Origin of the sequence: Sphingomonas gellani (assembly GCF_900110035.1) — a bacterium.
GTDB lineage: Bacteria > Pseudomonadota > Alphaproteobacteria > Sphingomonadales > Sphingomonadaceae > Sphingomonas > Sphingomonas gellani.
In genome coordinates this window covers 33,912-50,999 of record NZ_FOCF01000001.1, presented here as the reverse complement: position 1 = coordinate 50,999, position 17,088 = coordinate 33,912, and the positions used below count along the sequence as shown (strand labels likewise).

Below are 17,088 nucleotides of genomic sequence, written 5' to 3'. Positions count from 1 at the left end.
TGGCGTCCACATTATGCCGCATCCGAAGGGACGTTCTGCGCCTTCTTGGCCGCCCAGGCATTAGCCGTGCGCTCCGTCAGGGCATCGACCTTCTCCAGCTTCTCCAGCAGGTCCAGCCCCTTGGGCGTGACCTTGGCCAGCACCAGCACGTAATCGCCAGTCTTGCCCCACTCCTGGCTATTCGCCTCGACCCTGGTCAGCGGTGCGATCGTGGCGGCCAGCGTGTGGTTTTCAGCAATCTCCTCCTTGCTGACCTGAACCGCCTTGGGCTTGGCGTCCTCCAGAATACCCCCGGTGCGCCCCGGATAGTTGAGGATGGCCTGACGCATCCCATCGACGTTCCACTTCTGGTCGAAGAAGATGCCGTAGAAGCGACCCTGACGCTCATTGCGACGACCCGGAACGCTCCAGACGGCCTTGCCCTCCTCCTTTTCCTTCCAGTTACCCAGCTGGAGGCGGGCGATCTGCGCCAGTAGCTTGCGATCCTCACTTTCCGGCTTGAGGCCGATCTTAGTGAGGTTGTCGTACAGCAACGGCTTGTTCTGGAGCCACGCCAGGGCATTACTGTACCCCAGGCTCAACAGAGCAGCGTGGCGTTCCTCGGCGGAATTGTAGGCGTCCGCTTCATCCACCAAGTTCTGGCGGAATTGGTCACGGACTAGCAGAAGACCTGCCTCAAGCATCTCCTGCGTGTAGATGTTGCCATCTTCCATACTTGCGGGCGCCTCGACTGCCGGTGCGATGGTGAGGTCGGCGGCGTTGTTGGCGATTGCTGCGTCGATCATTGTGTAGTCTCCTCATTTCCAGGAAAGCGTCAGTGCGTCCTGGTGAGGATTTGGTAGGCTTGGGTCGTGTAGGAGCGTGATTAGCTAGATGCCAAAACGTAACGAGACACCCTTTTGACCGATTTCAAGCGGCGTTCGACCGTCACGCAAACCGATGATTTTTGGGCCTCGCCAGAGCAGGCTACGTTCGCGCAACTTTGCTTCGCCTATCTGCTCATCAGCCCCAGCTACGACCTCGCGCGCAGGCACCGGCTGGGACTGCTCAGTAATGCCGATATAGCCGCCCTGCCCGCTGACATGGACGTGGTGCTTGGTGTGTACGACACGCTGGGCGATCTAAAGCAGACGAGTTTTGAGCAGTGGTGGCCGGCCCTGGGTATCGCCGCGTTTGGCAACGAGGGCGCAAAACCCATCGTCCATCCCATCGACGCGATATGGCCGACAAAAGCCAATTTGGCGGATGGCTTGGAGAAACGCATGGTGGGCTATCTGGATGGCCGGTTCAGGCAACAAGACCCTCAACCCTGCCTCGTCATTTCGGTGCCGCTGTCGTTGACCAAAGCGGACATAGCTGACCAAATCAAAGAGTTTATTGATGCCGTACCAGAGGGCTTCAAAAGCACCCAGCGCCGGGAACCCGTTTATCCCCTATATGGCCAGAAGCGTGACCTGAGCGGACTGATCCGTTATATAAAATGCGCGATGTGTAGAGCAGACGATCCCAGCCTAAAGCTGTGGGAGATAGGCGTGATCGCAGAACTCAGCAGCACCTACAGTACCAGAATTGCGCTGGGCAAAGGCACACCAGAGGATCAGCAATCTTTAAAGATGCTGGCCAGTCGCGCCCTTAATCGTGCCGCTATGATTGCTGAGAACGCTGCTCGCGGCCTGTTCCCCACCTATGACAAGTGCGAACACGCGATCACGCCTGATTGGAAGGCCATGGGTAACGTGTTCAACGACTTCGAGGGATGGTCGAGCGGGCTGGAGGAGACCGACGATTAGCTTTAATAGAAAAGCACCGCCCCACAAGTGCGGAGCCGACGCCTCTGTTATGACCAGGGATTGAGCAGCCCTTTGCGGGGCACAATCCTCATCTTGCGGTGAGACAGCACAACTCAGTGTTGTCCGGGTAGATCTCTGTACCGAGTTTCCGGCCGTACCGTCATGGCGTTATGCTCCGACCATCCTAGGACGTGAAGGCGGAAGCTGATGAGGCGCGGCGTGATCCTCGTCTTCGCTGTCCAGTCTGCCATGGTCCACACCTTGCCCTCGTGAACGATCCATCCCGGCTTCCAAGTGTCCTGATGCTTGTAGGCATGTCGCCTACCGGTCACTGCTCTTGTCCTTTACGCACTACGATGCCCTCTCCGTTGTTGTTGTTTATGCCAGTAGTTATCTGGCCGCGAGCCCATAACGTAGCAGTTAACTCCTCGAACTATCGGGTAAGTAGTTATGTAGAAAACATAACAACCAGGTGAGGAGAATGACTCTTACGTTCAAGCAAAGGTACAAAGCGGAATACGACGCACTCAAGAATGCGATTGATCGCTGTTATCGTCCCAGCCACCCGCAGTATGACGATTATGGCGGCCGGGGGATTACGGTAGCAGATGAATGGCTAGACCCGCAAACTGGCTTCCAATGCTTCTTCGACCACATAGGTCCAAAGCCAACACCACAGCATACCCTAGATCGCATCGATAATGACAATGGCTACGTTCCGGGTGAACCATCTAACGTCCGCTGGGCCACAAGAAGCGAACAGTCAGCCAACCGCCGTCCACAGCGACTCAAAGGTGACCTCGGCTGGGGCATGGGCAGGTACAGCTATCTGGACAAGCACGGTTATCGTAGAACTCAGTCCAGTCCGCTGATCACACTAGAAGATCGTACCCAGACGCTGATGGCCTGGGCGCAGGAGTTGGGACTGGACACAGCGACACTACGCCAGCGGTTTGAACGCGGATGGTCAGCAGATCGGGCACTCGTAGCAACGCTCTACAATCCGCACGGCAACCCACGCATCAACTAAAACAGAGGGGGACAACCCACATGGAATACCAGGACAACAACAAGCCACTGGACGAGCTATCCACGCTCAAGCTGATGATTGAGACACTGACCAATCGCCAGAACGAGCAGAGCCTGACCATTGCGGCACTCCGCGCAGAAATCGCCGTGGTAGGGCAGGCCATGGACGAGGCCACGCACATGACCAGCGATCAGTATGGCCAGCAGGTCATCGAGCAGATCATGGCCGCACTACCTAGCATCCAGGCAGCGGCGATGAAGAAGGCCAAGGGTGGCCGTCGATGAACGACACCCTCAAGAGGATCAAAATGGCCACCGAGTTGGCCATCGAAGCCATCACCCTTCTCCATTCGGAACTGGAGAAGCAACAGGCTGAAGTTCAGGCGATGCGCGATGAACTGGTAAAGCGGGACAAGGCTCGCATCACCCGTCGCTATCCTTGGATCAAGTGGCGTCCATAATGGATCACGCCACTGACCTCCATAACGTGCTGACCGAGGACGAGCAGCGGCTCGTGCTCCGCGATACCGTCATCCACTTCCTCAGCCTCGACCCCCATCACCCTCTTGCCAGCTTCTTTGGACAGGCACTGGCAGACCTAGACTGAAGTAACCGGCCACAAGAAGCCGGAGAAAGCGATCAACAATGACCATTCCAACTATCCAGATTACCGTTGACACCAAGGATGCCGTCCAAGCCGTCAACGACCTTCATCAGGCCATCGAACGTGTCAATCTAGCGCTTCGCAACCTGAACGTCACCGTCAGTAACCGGATCGACAACTCCGTCGTTGCTCGGGAGAAGTGGAGTGACGGTCCGGTCGTGGCATCGCGCAACACATATGCGACCAGTTCGCATTCTGGGCTGCGCTGAAAAACTCATGGCCGGGATCGCCCCGGCCATGCTTTGGTCACCTCATAACGCGGTTCCAATCGATCTCATATCCTGCCGCCTGTAACTCGCGAGCCAACTCCTGCCGCCAGCCCCCTCCCTCATCGAACTTGGTGTAAGCAACACCCATATAGTCCGAGGGAATTTCCAGGCTTCCACGGACAAGAGCGCAAACCCGCTCCCTGCCAAGCGCGCCGACGAAGTAGCCAAGCTCAAGAATGACGTTCTGGCGCGCCCTAGGATTATCGACCGTCTCGCTCTTTTCACGGCCAACATCATCGGGTGTAAGCAGGACAACAGCGAACCCCACGTTCCCGTTGGCAATCAGCTTTTCAGTTATCGTCATCCCACGATTTGCCTGCTCGTGAAGGATCACCGGCTCCAGGCCAATGTTAGTGATGAAGCGAGCTACCGTTTCGCGCGGGGCTTCATCACGACCATGTACGATAAAGACCCTGTTGAAATCTGACGGCTGGGCACGATTGAGGGCGGTTTTTGAGGCGTGCTGATTAACATAGGCTGCGTAGTCGCGGGCAAAGGGAATTATGACTTGCGAAGTCATCTTCCGAATACCAGCAATCAGCTTGCTGCCACTGTAGTAATAATGGTGCCCAAAGTTCATGAACCAGTCTGGATCACCTGCGCCTCGCTCAATTAGAGCGATAGTTAGGCCCAATTCTTCCTGTTGGTCAGATGGCCAGTTCAGGCTAGCGCTGCCCATCATACTGCCGCCTTGATTCGCGGCCTCCACGAATTTGTCGAAGTCAGCTGTCGAGCGCAGCTTGTCGGTAAACTCTTTTAGATCCTCCGACTCCAGCACTGCCGCTAAGCGCTTCAGCGGGCGCTCGTATGTATTGTAGTCGGCATTCTGAAGATCAAGAACGGCATTGTTCAGGTCAGTGAGAGCGGACTTGATCGTCATTCGCTTTGATCCCCTTCAAGCCGAGCAGCCGCGGCACGTTCCAAAATCGTCTCGCGCCCTTGCTCCTTCACCCCCTCGGCTATCTCGGCAACGAGATCATTGTGGGCATAGGCTGCCACACGCTCATCTACCGCTGCGTTAAGCTGCTGAATGGCCTGTTCGATGCTCGCCGGATCATGCGGGTCGAAGTTCAAGCTAGCGATATCGCCGTCCAACTCCGCCATCGCCTTTTCCAATTCGGACATTTTCTTTGTCAGCGCATCTAGCCCAGTGATTTTTATCATCTGCTTTCTCTCCCCTTATAAGGTGGTTGTTCACGGCTCTAGAATATGCCCCGCAAGCGGAACCATTCAATTACGAACCCTCCAAACCGCTTGCCGAATCGTTCCCCGTATGTTCCACTGCGTACATGAACCATGTCGACCCCCAGCAGATCGCAGCCGCCCTCCTCAACGATTGCGCGGGCTGGGCGCGAGTGGGCCTTACGGCTCCAGTTCAGCGCATTCGCGAACAAGCGGCAGACGAGTTAGCTGCGACGATCTGCCACCGGCTGAACGCATCACCTCCCTTGGACCGGAACCAGCTACCCCTGCCCCTGTGACGTGGGCCACCTGGGCAATCTCAAATGGGATGATCTTGGCCGGTTCACCTCGCGAGGGGCGAATATCTACGCCCGTTGCCTGCGATGCCGACGACGGACCACGCTGGATGCTGCGCGGCTACATCGTTACTTTCTGGCCAAGCGGTGGCGCACCAACACTGAGACGGTGTGGCGGCATCTCTATTGCGTCAAATGCCGCCGCCGACCGGACAAAATCGGACCCTCGCGTGATCCCCACAACGCTCCACCCTTTTTGCCCCCTGATGAGGCGGACTGGAAACGCCTCGTTCGACGATTGCGAGGCTAGGAACCCCAGAAAAGCGAGGGTCAGGCCCCCGGCACTTCAGTTTACGTGCCTTACAGGCTTGACGCGGGCGGGGAACGTGACGTGCGCGTTCGCCCGCGCCACGCTGACCGTGCCGGTTTCGAGCGGCTGGCGCAGCGAGTCGAGCACGGTGCGCCCGAATTCCGGCAGCTCGTCCAGGAACAGCACGCCGAGATGCGCCATGCTCACTTCGCCAGGCTTCACCTTCAACCCCCCACCGGTCAGAGCGGCCATGGAGGCGGAATGGTGCGGGCTGCGAAAAGGCCGCACCCGCGTCAACCGGCCGCCGGCCAGCGTTCCCGCAACCGACTGCACCATCGACACCTCCAGCGCCTCGGTCGCGTCGAGCGGCGGCAGGATGCCGGGAAGACAGCTGGCCATCAGCGACTTGCCGGATCCCGGGGGTCCGCACATCAGCAGATTGTGCCCGCCAGCCGCCGCGATCTCCAGCGCACGTTTGGCCACTTCCTGTCCGCGCACCTGGCGAAGGTCGGGCCCATGACCACCCTCCTCCACGTCGCCGGGTTCGGGCGCGCGGAGCAGTTGCTGCCCTTTCAGATGATTGAGCAAGGACAGCAGGTCGGGCGCGGCGAGCACCTCGACGCCACTCGCCCATGCCGCCTCGGGCCCTTGCGCTGCGGGGCAGATCAGCCCCTTGCCGAGCCCGGCGGCGTGCAGTGCGGCGAGCAGCACGCCCGGCGACGGCGCGATCCGCGCGTCCAGCCCGAGTTCGCCGACGATGACATATTCGGACAAGGCCTCGGCATCGACGACGCCCATCGCGGCCAACAGGCCGAGGGCGATCGGCAGGTCGAAATGCGCGCCCTCCTTGGGCAGGTCGGCGGGACTCATGTTCACGACGATGCGCTTGGGCGGCAGCGCAAGCCCCATTGCCGCGATGGCACCGCGCACCCGCTCGCGGCTCTCCCCCACCGCCTTGTCCGCCAGCCCGACCACGTTGAACGCGGGCAGTCCGGCGATCAGTTGCACCTGCACCTCGACGGTGCGCGCTTCCAATCCCAGATACGCCACCGTGGCTACGATCGCCGTCATTACGCCCCCAGAAAGCGGGACGGCACGCGCTCACCCCGAAACATTCACCCCTGTCAGCCGATGTTCATAGCCGCTTTCCCATGCGAGGGAACCGGCAGCGATACCCGCAACCATCCGGAACAGCACAGGAGTCCATGCCAGCATGGCGGTCCCCCGCCCTCCCCACCCCGCGAAGCGGATCGCGATGCTGTCGCTCGGCATCGTGCTGATCGTCGTGTCGCCGGTCCTAGGCGCGTTGCCGGGGCCGGGCGGCATCTTCGTCTTTGCGGGCGGGTTGATCCTGGTGCTGCGATCGTCGCGCTGGGCCCGGACGCGCTGGGTGCGGATCAAGCGACGCTGGCCACGAATGGGCCATCTGGTCGATCGGGCCATGCGTCGGGGCAGCACGCAGCGACGGCTGGCGCGGGCACGGGAGGAGGCATCGGGCGAATTGACTTGAGCGGGACGCTCGCTTATGCGCCCAGCCATGTTGTGGCCGTCCGCTGGGCGGCCCATTTCGTTTGAACTGAGGTATGGATCATGAAGCGGACCTTTCAGCCGAGCAACCTGGTGCGCGCCCGTCGCCACGGCTTCCGCTCGCGCATGGCGACCGTCGGCGGTCGTGCGGTGATCCGCGCGCGCCGGGCACGCGGCCGCAAGAAGCTGTCGGCGTAATCGGTGCGGGCGCGGATGCGCGCCCGGTGATTCGCACGCTGACCCAGCGGCGGGACTTCCTTGCCGCCAATGCGGGAAAGCGGGCACCGATGCCCGGGTTCGTGCTGCTGGTACGGGAACGGGAGGATGGTGAGGCGACCATGCGGATCGGCTTCACCGTTACCAAGAAGATCGGCAACGCCGTGGTCCGTAACCGGATGAAACGCCGGTTGCGGGCCTTGTCGCGTGAGCTGCTGCCGACCCTCGGCATTGTCGGCGCGGACCATGTGCTGATCGGTCGCGAAGGCGGGATCGAGCGGCCCTATGGCGACCTGCATGCCGAACTGGGTAAGGCGTTGCGCCGGATCGCGGCGGGCCACTCCGCCCCGCCTCGGCCGCCCCGTTCCAAGCCATCCGGATCGCGTGGAAGCGGGTCGGGACGCGGCAAGTGATCGCGCGACTGCTCATCCTGCTGGTGCGCGGCTGGCAACTGGGGCCGTCGGCGGTGATGCCGCCCACCTGCCGTTACCAGCCATCCTGTTCGGCCTATGCAATCACCGCGCTTCGCCGCTATGGCGCGCTGAAGGGTGGCTGGCTGTCGGTGAAGCGTATCGCGCGATGTCATCCCTGGGGCGGGTATGGTCCCGACCCGGTTCCCTGACCGGAACCAGAATGTTTGGGGCAGATAGACTTTGACCGACGACCGTCGCAATTTTGTCGTGTTCGCGGTGATCGCGGCATTGATCCTGTTCGGCTATCCGCTGGTGCAGCAGCGTTTCTTCCCAACGGCGAACCCGCCAGTCACGAAGATCGAGGGCGGCAAGACCAAGGTGGTGAACAACCACGCCGCCGATCCGACCGCCGACACCCCCGGCGCGATCCGCGACCGCAAGGTGGTATTGGGCCAGACCCCGCGGGTCCGTATCGAGACGCCCCGCCTGAAGGGTTCAATCAACCTGAAGGGTGCTCGCATCGACGATCTGGTGCTCGCGCAATATAGCGAGACCATCGCGAAGAACTCCCCGCCGATCCGGCTGTTGTCGCCGGGCGGCGCGCCGGAGGCGTACTTCGCCGGGTTCGGCTGGCAGGACAACGGTTTGAAGCCGCCGGCCAGTGACGCGGTCTGGACCGCCTCCGCCCCCGTGCTGCGGCCCGGACAGCCGGTGCATCTGGACGCGGCCAACGCGCAGGGCCAGCGATTCCGCATCGAGATCGCGGTCGACGACGGCTACATGTTCACCGTGCGCCAGACCGTACTGAACGCCGGCGCGGGTGCGGTACCGGTCGCCGCCAATGCGCTTGTCAGCCGTGTCGGCGTGTCCAAGGACCCGTCGAGCTGGACCATCCACACCGGTCCGATGTCGGTGCATGAAGGCAAGGCCGACTACGACACGAAGTTCAAGGACATCGACGCTGCCGCGCAACGGTTCACTTCGACCGGCGGCTGGCTCGGCTTCACCGACAAATATTGGCTGACGGCGCTTGTGCCGGATCCGGCGCGTCCGTTCGACGGGCAGTTCCATTCGGGCAACGGCGTGGGCACGGACCGGCTGTATCAGGCCGACTACGCCACCCAGCCGCAACTGGTGCAGCCCGGTCAGTCCGTCACGCAAACCAGCCGCTTCTTCGCCGGCGCCAAGGAGGTGAAGACCCTTCAGCGCTACGAGGATCAGGGTGTCACCCGGCTGGACAATGCGATCGACTGGGGCTGGTTCTCCTTCTTCGAGCGGCCGATCTTCACCTATCTCGATTGGCTGTTCCGCATGGTCGGCAATTTCGGCGTGGCGATCATCCTGCTGACCGTGACGATCAAGCTGCTGACCTTCCCCATCGCGCAGCGGCAGTTCGCGTCCATGGCGGCGGTGCGTGCGATCCAGCCGAAGATGAAGGCGATCCAGGAACGCTACAAGGACGACAAGGCGCGCCAGCAGCAGGAGATCATGGCCCTGTACAAGCAGGAGAAGGTCAACCCCGTCGCCGGCTGCCTGCCGACGCTGATTCAGGTTCCGATCTTCTACGCGCTGTACAAGGTGTTGCTGCTGACCATCGAGATGCGGCACCAAGAATTCGTGCTGTGGATCAAGGATTTGTCCGCGCCTGACCCGCTGACTCCGGTCAACCTGTTCGGCTTGCTCGCCTTCACGCCGCCGCACTTCATTGCGATCGGCGTCGTGCCGATCCTGCTCGGCATTTCCATGTTCTTCCAGTTCCGGCTGAACCCGGCACCGATGGACGACGCACAGAAGCAGGTATTCGCACTGATGCCGTGGGTCTTGATGTTCATCATGGCGCCGTTTGCGGTCGGCCTGCAGGTGTACTGGATCACCAACAACTGCCTGACCATCCTGCAGCAGCGCGTCCTGTATGCGCGCCACCCGCAGCTGAAGAACGCGCCCGCCAAGTGAGCGAGGACACGATCTTCGCTCCGGAGCGTATCGAGGCGGCGCGAAAGATCTTCGCGGGGCCGGTGACGTTCCTGAAGTCCGCGCCGGCACTGAAATTCCTGCCCGACGCGGATGTGCCGGAGGTGGCGTTCGCCGGGCGGTCGAATGTCGGCAAGTCGTCGCTGTTGAACGCGTTGACCAACCGTAATGGGCTGGCGCGGACGTCCAACACGCCGGGCCGGACGCAGGAGCTGAACTTCTTCGACGTCGGGGAGCCGGTCGGCTTTCGCCTGGTGGACATGCCCGGCTACGGCTTTGCCAAGGCGCCGAAGGACATGGTCAAGCAGTGGCGCTTTCTGGTCAACGACTTCCTGCGCGGGCGGCAGGCGTTAAAACGCGGGCTGGTCCTGATCGACGCGCGTCACGGCATCAAGGATGTCGACCGCGAGATCCTCGACATGCTCGACAAGGCGGCGGTGGGATACCATCTGGTCCTGACCAAAGCAGACAAGGTCAAGGCGACCGAACTGGCCGACGTGATCGGCCGCACGACGGAGGAAGGGCGCAAACGCCCCGCCGCGCATCCGGAAATCCTCGCCACGTCCTCCGAAGGCGGCATGGGCATCGCGGAACTCCGTGCGGCCGTGCTGGACGCGGTCGTCGCCTGAGCCCATCCGGTTGGGCGGGGACGATCGGGTCGGAGCCATTCGGTAACGAATGATGCGCTATGGGGAGGTACCCCCATCGGATCGTCCACGCTGCATGAACCACGTCACCCTGGCCATCGGTCCGTCACGCACGCGCGACGCGGTCAGCGGCGACGTACCGCCGTCGCGGTACATCCACCATCTGCACCTGTTGCGCGGCATCGCCATCATGCTGGTGGTGGGCGCGCATTGCTGGCCCGACTTCGCATGGAGCGCGACCGGTCACGCCCTTGCGCTCACGATGTTCGACAATGTCACGGTGGTGTTCGTCTTCATCTCCGGGCTGTTGTTCCAGCACCTGTCCGGTCGGTTCCGCTATCGCCGCTACGTCGCGCATCGGTATACCACGGTGATCCTGCCTTATGCGGTGGTGTCGATCCCGGCGATCGTCATGGTGGTCTTCGTTCACCATCGCGGTGACATCTGGCCATGGGTGTACCAGTTGCCCGTGTGGCAGCAGGTCGGGTTCTTCCTGGTTACCGGAAAGCATCTGGCGCCGTTCTGGTTCATTCCGATGCTGGCGCTGTACATCCTGATCTCTCCCGCCTTTGTCGCGATCGACCGACGCAACTGGTATCCCGTGGCGCTGCCGGTCCTGTTCACGCTGGCGGTCCTGCTTGGCCGGGACAGCGTGAACGGCATGGCCAATGTCTTCGGCAAGGCACTGTTCATGGCCCCCGCTTATGTCGCCGGCATGGCCTTCAGCCGGTATCGGCAGGCCTGTGAGGCGTGGTGCGTCGCGCACCGCGGGCTATTGGGTGCAGCCTTCCTGCTGCTGTCCGCACTGATCTTCGCCGGCCACATACCAGGCGACATGGCGCTGCCGCAGAAACTGGCACTCGCCTGCTGGCTGGTCGGCATGCTGGCGGATGCGCGGTTGCCGAACCGGGCCGACCAGGTGTTGGCCGAACTGGCGCGGCTGAGCTTCGCGATCTATTTTGTCCACGGCTATGTGATCGCCAGCATCCGAATGATTGGTCAGCGGGTGGAGGGCACCGCGTCGGACGAGATCTTCACCGGCTCCCTGCCCGGTCTGTTGCTGGAAATCGCGGTGGTGCTCGCGATCTCGGTCGCCATCATCAGGGTCGCGCAGATGCTGTTGGGCCGGTGGAGCCGCTACCTCATCGGTGCGTGATGCGATTGCCCGGTTCGCCCGGCACGTCTAGGCGTCGGGCATGAAGCTCATCATCGGCAACAAGGCCTATTCCTCCTGGTCGCTGCGCGGCTGGCTCGCGTGCAAGCAGTCCGGCCTGCCTTTCGAGGAGGTCGTGGTCCCCCTGTACGACGCCGACTGGGATCGTCGTCGCGAAGGGGCGGAGTTCGCGCCCTCCTCCGGCAAGGTGCCGATCCTGTGGGATGGGGAGGCGGTCGTCTGGGACAGCCTGGCCATCATCGACTATCTGGCGGACAAGGTGGGGCGGGATCGTTTCTGGCCAGCCGACGACGCCGCGCGCGCGATGGCGCGGTCGATGGCGGCGGAAATGCATTCCAGCTTCACCGCCCTGCGTCGCAAGCATGCGATGAACGTGCGTCAGGTCTTCCCCGCCCGCCGTCCCGACGATGATGTCGTGGCCGAACTGGCGCGGATCATGGAATTGTGGGCGCAGGCGCGCGCGCGCTTCGGCGGCGATGGCGATTTCCTGTTCGGGCAGTTCGGCGCGGCCGACATCATGTTCGCACCGGTGGTAACGCGCATCTTCACCTATCAGCTGCCGATCGCCCGCTTCGCCGCGCCCTATCTGGACGCGGTCGTGCAGCACCCGTGGATGCAGGACTGGATCGCCTCCTCCCAGGAAGAGGACTGGGTTATCCAGCAGTACGAACAACCGGTAGGCTAGATCCGGCGGGCGGCGTAATCGACACCGTCCTTGGTCTCGTATCGGCCATCGGCGGTAAAGCGCATGTCGATGTCGGAATATTCGCCGCCCATCTGCCTGCCGCCGCCGACCACCACAAAGACGCACGGCACGCTGCCCCGGTTCTGCAGGTGATGGCCGTTGCCGTCGTTCTTCGGGAACGCCGCACAGTCGCCGGCCCGCAACAGCGTGTCGCCATCGTCATCGACCAGAACCGCCTCGCCGGACAGCATCACCAGGAACTCGTCCTCGCCGGCGTGCCAGTGCCGCTGGGACGACCACGCCCCCGGCTCCAGCGTCACATGGCTGGCGCCAAAGTCGGTCAGGCCGCTGACCGGGCCAAGACGCCGATACCAGCGTCCCTGCACCGGCTCATCGAAGGGCGCCGGGTATCCGGTCCGGTTTGTCGGTGTCAGCGCGTCCAGATCGACCTTGGGCACTTTGCTCTTCTCCCCTTCCCCGCTAGCGCTACGGCACCATGGATGTCGTCGAGCTAACCCGCGCCCTGATCGCCTGCAACAGCGTGACGCCCGCGCGTGGCGCCGTGTTCGACGTGTTGGAGGCGGCACTGGTGCCGCTCGGCTTTTCGATCGACCGCTTCGTCAGCGGGGAGGCGCCGGACGGGCCGGTCGAGAACCTGATCGCCGTGCGCGATCGCGGCGGCACCCACCTCGCCTTTGCCGGACATGTCGATGTGGTGCCGGCGGGCGAGGGCTGGAGCGCGTCGCCATGGGGCGGAACCGTTCGCGACGGCGCGGTGATCGGGCGCGGAGCGGTGGACATGAAGGGGGCGGTCGCCGCCTTCGTCGCCGCCTGCGCCGACGTGCCGGAACATGGTACGCTCAGCCTGCTCATCACCGGCGACGAGGAGGGGCCGGCGACATACGGCACCCCTGCCCTGATCGATCGGATGGCCGCCACCGGCGTACGCCCGAACCTGTGTCTGGTGGGCGAGCCGACCTGTGTGTCGCGGATCGGGGACACCGTGAAGATCGGCCGGCGCGGATCGGTCAACATCTGGGTGGAGGTTGCCGGGCGCCAGGGTCATGTCGCCTATCCTCATCTCGCCGACAATCCCGTGACACGGCTGGTCGCCATCCTGGCGGAGGTGGACGCGCTGGTGCTCGACCGGGGCAATGCATGGTTCCAGCCGTCCAACATCGAGGCGACCGACCTGCACGTCGGCAATCCCGCGCACAACGTCATTCCCGGCCGGGCGAGCGCGCGGCTGTCGATCCGCTTCAACGACGAGCAGCGCGGCGACGATCTGATCGCGCTGATCCGCTCGGTCGCGCATCGCCATGCGCCGGATGCGGTGGTGACCGGCCGCGTATCCGGCGAAGCGTTCCTGACGGAGCCGGGGCGGCTGTCCGCATTGGTGTCCGGGGCCATTCACGACCGCACAGGCATCGTGCCCGAGCTGTCGACCACCGGCGGCACGTCGGACGCTCGCTTCCTGTCCCGGCTGTGCCCGACGGTCGAGTTCGGGTTGGTCAATGCGACCATGCATCAGGTGGACGAGGCGGCGTCGACCGGCGACCTGCGTCTGCTGACCGACATCTATGCCGGGATCGTCAGCCGCGCGCTCGCCTGAGGATGATGTAAAGCGCGCCCTGCCCGCCATGCCGAGGATGCGCGCCCCGGATCGCGGCGATCCGGTCGGCATGTCGCGATGCGCCCAGCCAGTCCGCTACCGCAGCCCTGATCGCGCCACGCGCATGCGGCCGCTCGCTTTCGGGACGCGGCGGACGTCCCGTGACCAACAAGATCACCCGGCACCCGCCCCGGATCGCGCGATCGATGCCGGTGTCGAGCAGGGCATGCGCCGACGCCAGCGTATGGCCGTGCAGGTCAAGCGTCATGTCCGGTTGCACCGTGCCCCGCGTCAGCCGCTTGTCCCACCCGCCGTCCAGCGTCTCGCCGGGCGCGGTGCGCACCTTCTGTAAAGGCTTTGGCGCGACGGGCGCGGGTGCCGGCGCGTCCAGACGAACCTTGCGCTGAAAGGTCGGAGCCGGCCCGATCGGAAGCGGTGCGGCGGCGCGCAACGGGCGCACGGACGCCATGACGCGGCCCCAGAGCTGCGCCTCCTCAGGGCTGAGCAGACGGCTCGTCATCGCGCGGATCGACATTGGGTGGGGCAAGGAGCGGGCGTGGTGCGGGCGGAATCGTCGCCGCCGGCCCGGCAGGCGAATAGCTGTATGGCGCAACCGACCTGCCACCCGTCAGACGGGTGAGCGTACCGCGTGGCAGCAGCAGGAATGCCGTACCCCGTGCCGCCATGCCACCAGCGGTCGCGGTCGCCTCCGGCCCGGCGCCCCAATAGGTGTCGAAACGGTTGGCACCCTTGATCGCGCCGCCGGTATCCTGCGCCACCCACAGGCCGGTCGCGTCCCGCCGATCGGCCGACAGGAAGAACGGCGCGCCGAGCGGTACGAACTTGGGATCGGCCGCCGCGCTGACGCCGCCGCTGACGACATAGCCCATCGCTCCGACCGGCGGCGTGTCCAGCCGGCGGAAGAAGACGAAGCTGCGGTTCTCGCGCATGATCGCCTCACCCTCGGTCGGGTGCGCGTGGATCCATGCGACGATCCCCTGCATGCTGGTCTGGCCGGGACCGAGCAGCCCCCGCGCCTTCATCAATGCGCCGATCCCGGTGTAATCGCGGCCGTTCTGGGTGTCGTATCCAACCCTGATGAAGTCGCCGCCCGGCAGGCGCAGTCGTCCGGAGCCCTGAACCTGAAGGAAGAAGACCGCCGCCGGGTCGGCACCCCATGCAAGCACGGGCGCGGTGGCGGTGATCGCCCCCGTCTCGATCGCGGTACGGTCGTAGTAGGGCACGAACTTGCTGCCCTGCACCCGGCCCCGGATCTTGCGGCCCTTCAGGCTGTCGGAGAATTGTCCGAGATCCACGTCGATCAGATCCGACGGACGCCCGTAGATCGGCACCTCATAGCCCGACCGGCGGTCGGGCGAGGCCGCGATCTCCGGCTCGTAATATCCGGTGGCGAACGCCCGGCCGTCGCCGACCTGGACAGCCTCGAAGTAACGCGCGAAGAAATCCCGTGCTCCGTTACGCCCGACGCTGGCGGCGGCAGAGCAGGCGGCGGACCAATCGGCGCCGCGCGTCAGTCCGCTCGCGTCGGTCCGACGCATCAGGCCGGGGCACGACTGGCGAAACGCGGCACGCGCCGCCTCTGCCTGACGCTCATCGACCAGCAGCGTCGACAGGTCCGGTCCCGCCGTGACTCCGGCGCCGGACGCCATGGCCGCCCCGGACGTGACCACCGATGGCACACCCGCGAGCGGCGTGGCGCCGACAATCGATCCGTTGAAAGCCCGGCCGCTCGGCACGGCATAGCCTGCCGCAGGCGTGCCGGCCGACGGTGGCGGAGTGGACGTGCTGGGCGCGGGATGAACCGGCACGCCGGTCGACGTCGAAGGAGGCGGCGTGACGCCTCCCACGCAGCCGGCTAGCATCGTTCCGGCCGCCAGTGCGACCAACCCCCGCCCCATCACGATGCGCATCAGGCTTCGTCGGTGTCCGACAAGGTCCAGTTCGGATCGGCACTCTTCAAGGTGCGGGAGAACGTCCAGACATCGTGCGTCTCGACCGCGTCCGTCATGGAGCCGGCGATCACCTGACCATCGGCATCGCGCGTGATCGCGACGATATCTGCATCGAACCGCACGGCGATCCAAGCATCGCGCCCGCTGACACCGGCATCGGCGATACGCGCGGACTCGATCGACACCAATCGGTTCTCCAGCGTCTCGCCAGCCTCCCGGCGTGCCGCGATGGCCTGACCGAACGCGTCGCGGACGTCGGGCGTGGCGAGTTCCGTCAGCGTCGCTTCGTCGCCACTCCAGAACGCTTCCAGCGTCATCCGATATGCGGATTGCGCACCGGCAACGAAGCGGGCGACATCGAAGCCCGGCTCACCAGCGATCACCGCGCGCAGGCCGGCCTCCGCCTTCGCATCGATCGGGCGCACCACGTCCTCGCGCGCCTCGGCCTTTGCCTCCACCACGCGCGGGACGGTTACCGCCACAGCGCGATCCTCCACTGGCCGCGCGATCGGCTGTTCATGCCCGGTCCGCTTGCCCAGAACGCTGTAAAGCCGCAGCGCCAGAAAGGCGGTCACCATGGCGAGAAGGACGATATATAACACGAGGCCTCCGATCCGTGGGCCAACATAGGCCTAAGCGGCTTCCACTTCAAATCATCGCGCGGGAAACGGGCACGATCCGCGCCCGTTGTGTCCCGGTCGACCCGCTGCTACGCGGCCGAGCGCCGTTTCCACGCGCCAACGCACCGACGTGGCGCTTCGCTCCTCGATTATTCCACAAGGATGAACGCTTCATGGCCGACGATTTCGATTTTGGCGCTTCCACCGGACAGACGCCGCTGGCGAACGGTGCGGACACCTCCCCGGCGGCGGGCCTGATCTCGCAGTACATCAAGGACCTGTCGTTCGAGAACCCGAACGCACCGGCCGTGTACCAGAACCAGAACGCACCCGCCGTGGACGTGCAGTTCAACATCGGCGGCTCCCAGGTCGGCGACGAGGTGCACGAGCTAATCCTGAAGATCGAGGTGCGCGCCGAGTCCGATGGCAAGGTCGCCTTCATCGTCGACCTGTCCTACGCCGGCCTTTTCGGGTTCCGCAATGTGCCCGCCGACCAGATCCAGCCGTTCCTGCTAACCGAAGGGCCACGCCTGCTCTTCCCGTTCGCCCGCCGGGTGCTGGCCGACGCGGTGCGCGATGGCGGCTTCCCGCCCCTGCTGCTGGAGCCGATCGACTTCAACGCGCTGTACATGCAGTCGCAGGATGCGCAGTCGGGCCAGACCTCCGGCACGATGGGCCAGGCCTGACCGACCGCGGGCGGGACGCGACAC

General features: G+C 63.9%; 24 protein-coding genes and 1 pseudogene. 17 read left to right on the top strand and 8 right to left on the bottom strand.

From position 1 onward, the window contains the following. Positions 1-11: 11 nt before the first annotated feature. Positions 12-785, bottom strand: coding sequence for a hypothetical protein (locus BMX37_RS00260; protein WP_093663496.1), 774 nt, complete (start codon positions 783-785; stop codon positions 12-14). 114 nt (positions 786-899) lie between these two features. Between BMX37_RS00260 and BMX37_RS00255 the strand changes: the two genes are divergently transcribed. The 6 genes from BMX37_RS00255 to BMX37_RS00240 all read left to right on the top strand — a co-directional run bounded on the left by BMX37_RS00255 (position 900) and on the right by BMX37_RS00240 (position 3,692). Beyond that, complete coding sequence (locus tag BMX37_RS00255; protein WP_093663495.1) at positions 900-1,790, top strand: hypothetical protein; 891 nt, start codon at positions 900-902, stop codon at positions 1,788-1,790. 481 nt (positions 1,791-2,271) lie between these two features. Further along, on the top strand, positions 2,272-2,820 hold the full coding sequence (locus tag BMX37_RS18350; protein ID WP_139197900.1) for a hypothetical protein: 549 nt from the start codon (positions 2,272-2,274) through the stop codon (positions 2,818-2,820). A gap of 20 nt (positions 2,821-2,840) precedes the next feature. After that, positions 2,841-3,104: a hypothetical protein gene (locus tag BMX37_RS00250; protein ID WP_093663494.1), complete on the top strand. Its 264-nt coding sequence runs from the start codon at positions 2,841-2,843 to the stop codon at positions 3,102-3,104. After that, complete coding sequence (locus tag BMX37_RS00245) at positions 3,101-3,280, top strand: hypothetical protein (RefSeq protein WP_093663493.1); 180 nt, start codon at positions 3,101-3,103, stop codon at positions 3,278-3,280. Before BMX37_RS00250 ends, BMX37_RS00245 begins: the two co-directional genes overlap by 4 nt. Next, positions 3,280-3,426, top strand: a complete 147-nt coding sequence (locus BMX37_RS18605) for a hypothetical protein (protein ID WP_170841777.1) — start codon at positions 3,280-3,282, stop codon at positions 3,424-3,426. The genes BMX37_RS00245 and BMX37_RS18605 overlap by 1 nt, the downstream gene beginning before the upstream one ends. Before the next feature lie 38 nt (positions 3,427-3,464). Beyond that, complete coding sequence (locus tag BMX37_RS00240; RefSeq protein ID WP_093663492.1) at positions 3,465-3,692, top strand: hypothetical protein; 228 nt, start codon at positions 3,465-3,467, stop codon at positions 3,690-3,692. 37 nt (positions 3,693-3,729) lie between these two features. On the opposite strand, the gene BMX37_RS00235 is transcribed toward BMX37_RS00240, so the two are convergent. Together BMX37_RS00235 and BMX37_RS00230 are read right to left on the bottom strand one after the other, a co-directional pair. After that, a complete protein-coding gene (locus tag BMX37_RS00235) occupies positions 3,730-4,632 on the bottom strand; it encodes a TIR domain-containing protein (RefSeq protein ID WP_093663491.1) in 903 nt (300 codons plus the stop codon). Continuing rightward, complete coding sequence (locus tag BMX37_RS00230) at positions 4,629-4,916, bottom strand: hypothetical protein (protein WP_093663490.1); 288 nt, start codon at positions 4,914-4,916, stop codon at positions 4,629-4,631. Before BMX37_RS00230 ends, BMX37_RS00235 begins: the two co-directional genes overlap by 4 nt. 125 nt (positions 4,917-5,041) lie before the next feature. Between BMX37_RS00230 and BMX37_RS19365 the strand changes: the two genes are divergently transcribed. Continuing rightward, on the top strand, positions 5,042-5,233 hold the full coding sequence (locus tag BMX37_RS19365) for a DUF6771 family protein (RefSeq protein ID WP_093663489.1): 192 nt from the start codon (positions 5,042-5,044) through the stop codon (positions 5,231-5,233). A 346-nt stretch (positions 5,234-5,579) separates the two neighbouring features. Here BMX37_RS19365 and BMX37_RS00220 read toward each other — a convergent pair. After that, positions 5,580-6,611: pseudogene (locus BMX37_RS00220) on the bottom strand (YifB family Mg chelatase-like AAA ATPase); the annotation flags it as partial. Positions 6,612-6,753: 142 nt separating this feature from the next. On the opposite strand from BMX37_RS00220, the gene BMX37_RS00215 reads away from it, so the two are divergent. From BMX37_RS00215 to BMX37_RS00180, 8 genes are all read left to right on the top strand, one after another. Beyond that, positions 6,754-7,050: a hypothetical protein gene (locus BMX37_RS00215; protein WP_093663488.1), complete on the top strand. Its 297-nt coding sequence runs from the start codon at positions 6,754-6,756 to the stop codon at positions 7,048-7,050. Positions 7,051-7,130: 80 nt separating this feature from the next. Beyond that, entirely contained in the window at positions 7,131-7,265 is a 135-nt protein-coding gene (rpmH, locus tag BMX37_RS00210; RefSeq protein ID WP_017978410.1) for a 50S ribosomal protein L34, read from the top strand. A gap of 38 nt (positions 7,266-7,303) precedes the next feature. Continuing rightward, positions 7,304-7,696 carry a ribonuclease P protein component gene (gene rnpA / locus BMX37_RS00205; RefSeq protein WP_093664187.1) on the top strand — a complete coding sequence of 131 codons (393 nt, stop codon included), beginning with the start codon at positions 7,304-7,306 and terminating at the stop codon, positions 7,694-7,696. After that, a complete protein-coding gene (gene yidD / locus BMX37_RS00200) occupies positions 7,693-7,905 on the top strand; it encodes a membrane protein insertion efficiency factor YidD (RefSeq protein WP_093663487.1) in 213 nt (70 codons plus the stop codon). Before rnpA ends, yidD begins: the two co-directional genes overlap by 4 nt. Before the next feature lie 31 nt (positions 7,906-7,936). After that, positions 7,937-9,649: a membrane protein insertase YidC gene (gene yidC, locus BMX37_RS00195; protein ID WP_093663486.1), complete on the top strand. Its 1,713-nt coding sequence runs from the start codon at positions 7,937-7,939 to the stop codon at positions 9,647-9,649. Beyond that, on the top strand, positions 9,646-10,296 hold the full coding sequence (gene yihA, locus BMX37_RS00190) for a ribosome biogenesis GTP-binding protein YihA/YsxC (RefSeq protein WP_280139195.1): 651 nt from the start codon (positions 9,646-9,648) through the stop codon (positions 10,294-10,296). Before yidC ends, yihA begins: the two co-directional genes overlap by 4 nt. A gap of 94 nt (positions 10,297-10,390) precedes the next feature. Beyond that, positions 10,391-11,470 carry an acyltransferase family protein gene (locus tag BMX37_RS00185; protein WP_170841776.1) on the top strand — a complete coding sequence of 360 codons (1,080 nt, stop codon included), beginning with the start codon at positions 10,391-10,393 and terminating at the stop codon, positions 11,468-11,470. A 40-nt stretch (positions 11,471-11,510) separates the two neighbouring features. Continuing rightward, positions 11,511-12,173, top strand: a complete 663-nt coding sequence (locus BMX37_RS00180) for a glutathione S-transferase family protein (protein WP_093663484.1) — start codon at positions 11,511-11,513, stop codon at positions 12,171-12,173. On the opposite strand, the gene BMX37_RS00175 is transcribed toward BMX37_RS00180, so the two are convergent. Beyond that, positions 12,170-12,631, bottom strand: coding sequence for a cupin domain-containing protein (locus tag BMX37_RS00175; protein ID WP_093663483.1), 462 nt, complete (start codon positions 12,629-12,631; stop codon positions 12,170-12,172). The genes BMX37_RS00180 and BMX37_RS00175 overlap by 4 nt on opposite strands. A gap of 38 nt (positions 12,632-12,669) precedes the next feature. On the opposite strand from BMX37_RS00175, the gene dapE reads away from it, so the two are divergent. Beyond that, positions 12,670-13,785 carry a succinyl-diaminopimelate desuccinylase gene (dapE, locus tag BMX37_RS00170; RefSeq protein WP_093663482.1) on the top strand — a complete coding sequence of 372 codons (1,116 nt, stop codon included), beginning with the start codon at positions 12,670-12,672 and terminating at the stop codon, positions 13,783-13,785. Here dapE and BMX37_RS00165 read toward each other — a convergent pair. From BMX37_RS00165 to BMX37_RS00155, 3 genes are read right to left on the bottom strand one after another with little or no spacing between them, the layout of a single operon-like run. Further along, a complete protein-coding gene (locus BMX37_RS00165) occupies positions 13,766-14,305 on the bottom strand; it encodes a Smr/MutS family protein (RefSeq protein ID WP_244501317.1) in 540 nt (179 codons plus the stop codon). The two genes, dapE and BMX37_RS00165, sit on opposite strands and share 20 nt — an antisense overlap. After that, positions 14,280-15,716 (bottom strand): murein transglycosylase A, encoded by a 1,437-nt coding sequence (mltA, locus tag BMX37_RS00160; RefSeq protein ID WP_244501316.1) that lies wholly within the window; start codon positions 15,714-15,716, stop codon positions 14,280-14,282. The genes BMX37_RS00165 and mltA overlap by 26 nt, the downstream gene beginning before the upstream one ends. After that, positions 15,716-16,360: a Tim44/TimA family putative adaptor protein gene (locus tag BMX37_RS00155; RefSeq protein WP_139197898.1), complete on the bottom strand. Its 645-nt coding sequence runs from the start codon at positions 16,358-16,360 to the stop codon at positions 15,716-15,718. The genes mltA and BMX37_RS00155 overlap by 1 nt, the downstream gene beginning before the upstream one ends. Positions 16,361-16,551: 191 nt before the next feature. Here BMX37_RS00155 and secB point away from each other — a divergent pair, with 191 nt between their 5' ends. Beyond that, positions 16,552-17,064: a protein-export chaperone SecB gene (secB, locus tag BMX37_RS00150; protein WP_093663480.1), complete on the top strand. Its 513-nt coding sequence runs from the start codon at positions 16,552-16,554 to the stop codon at positions 17,062-17,064. Positions 17,065-17,088 lie beyond the last annotated feature (24 nt).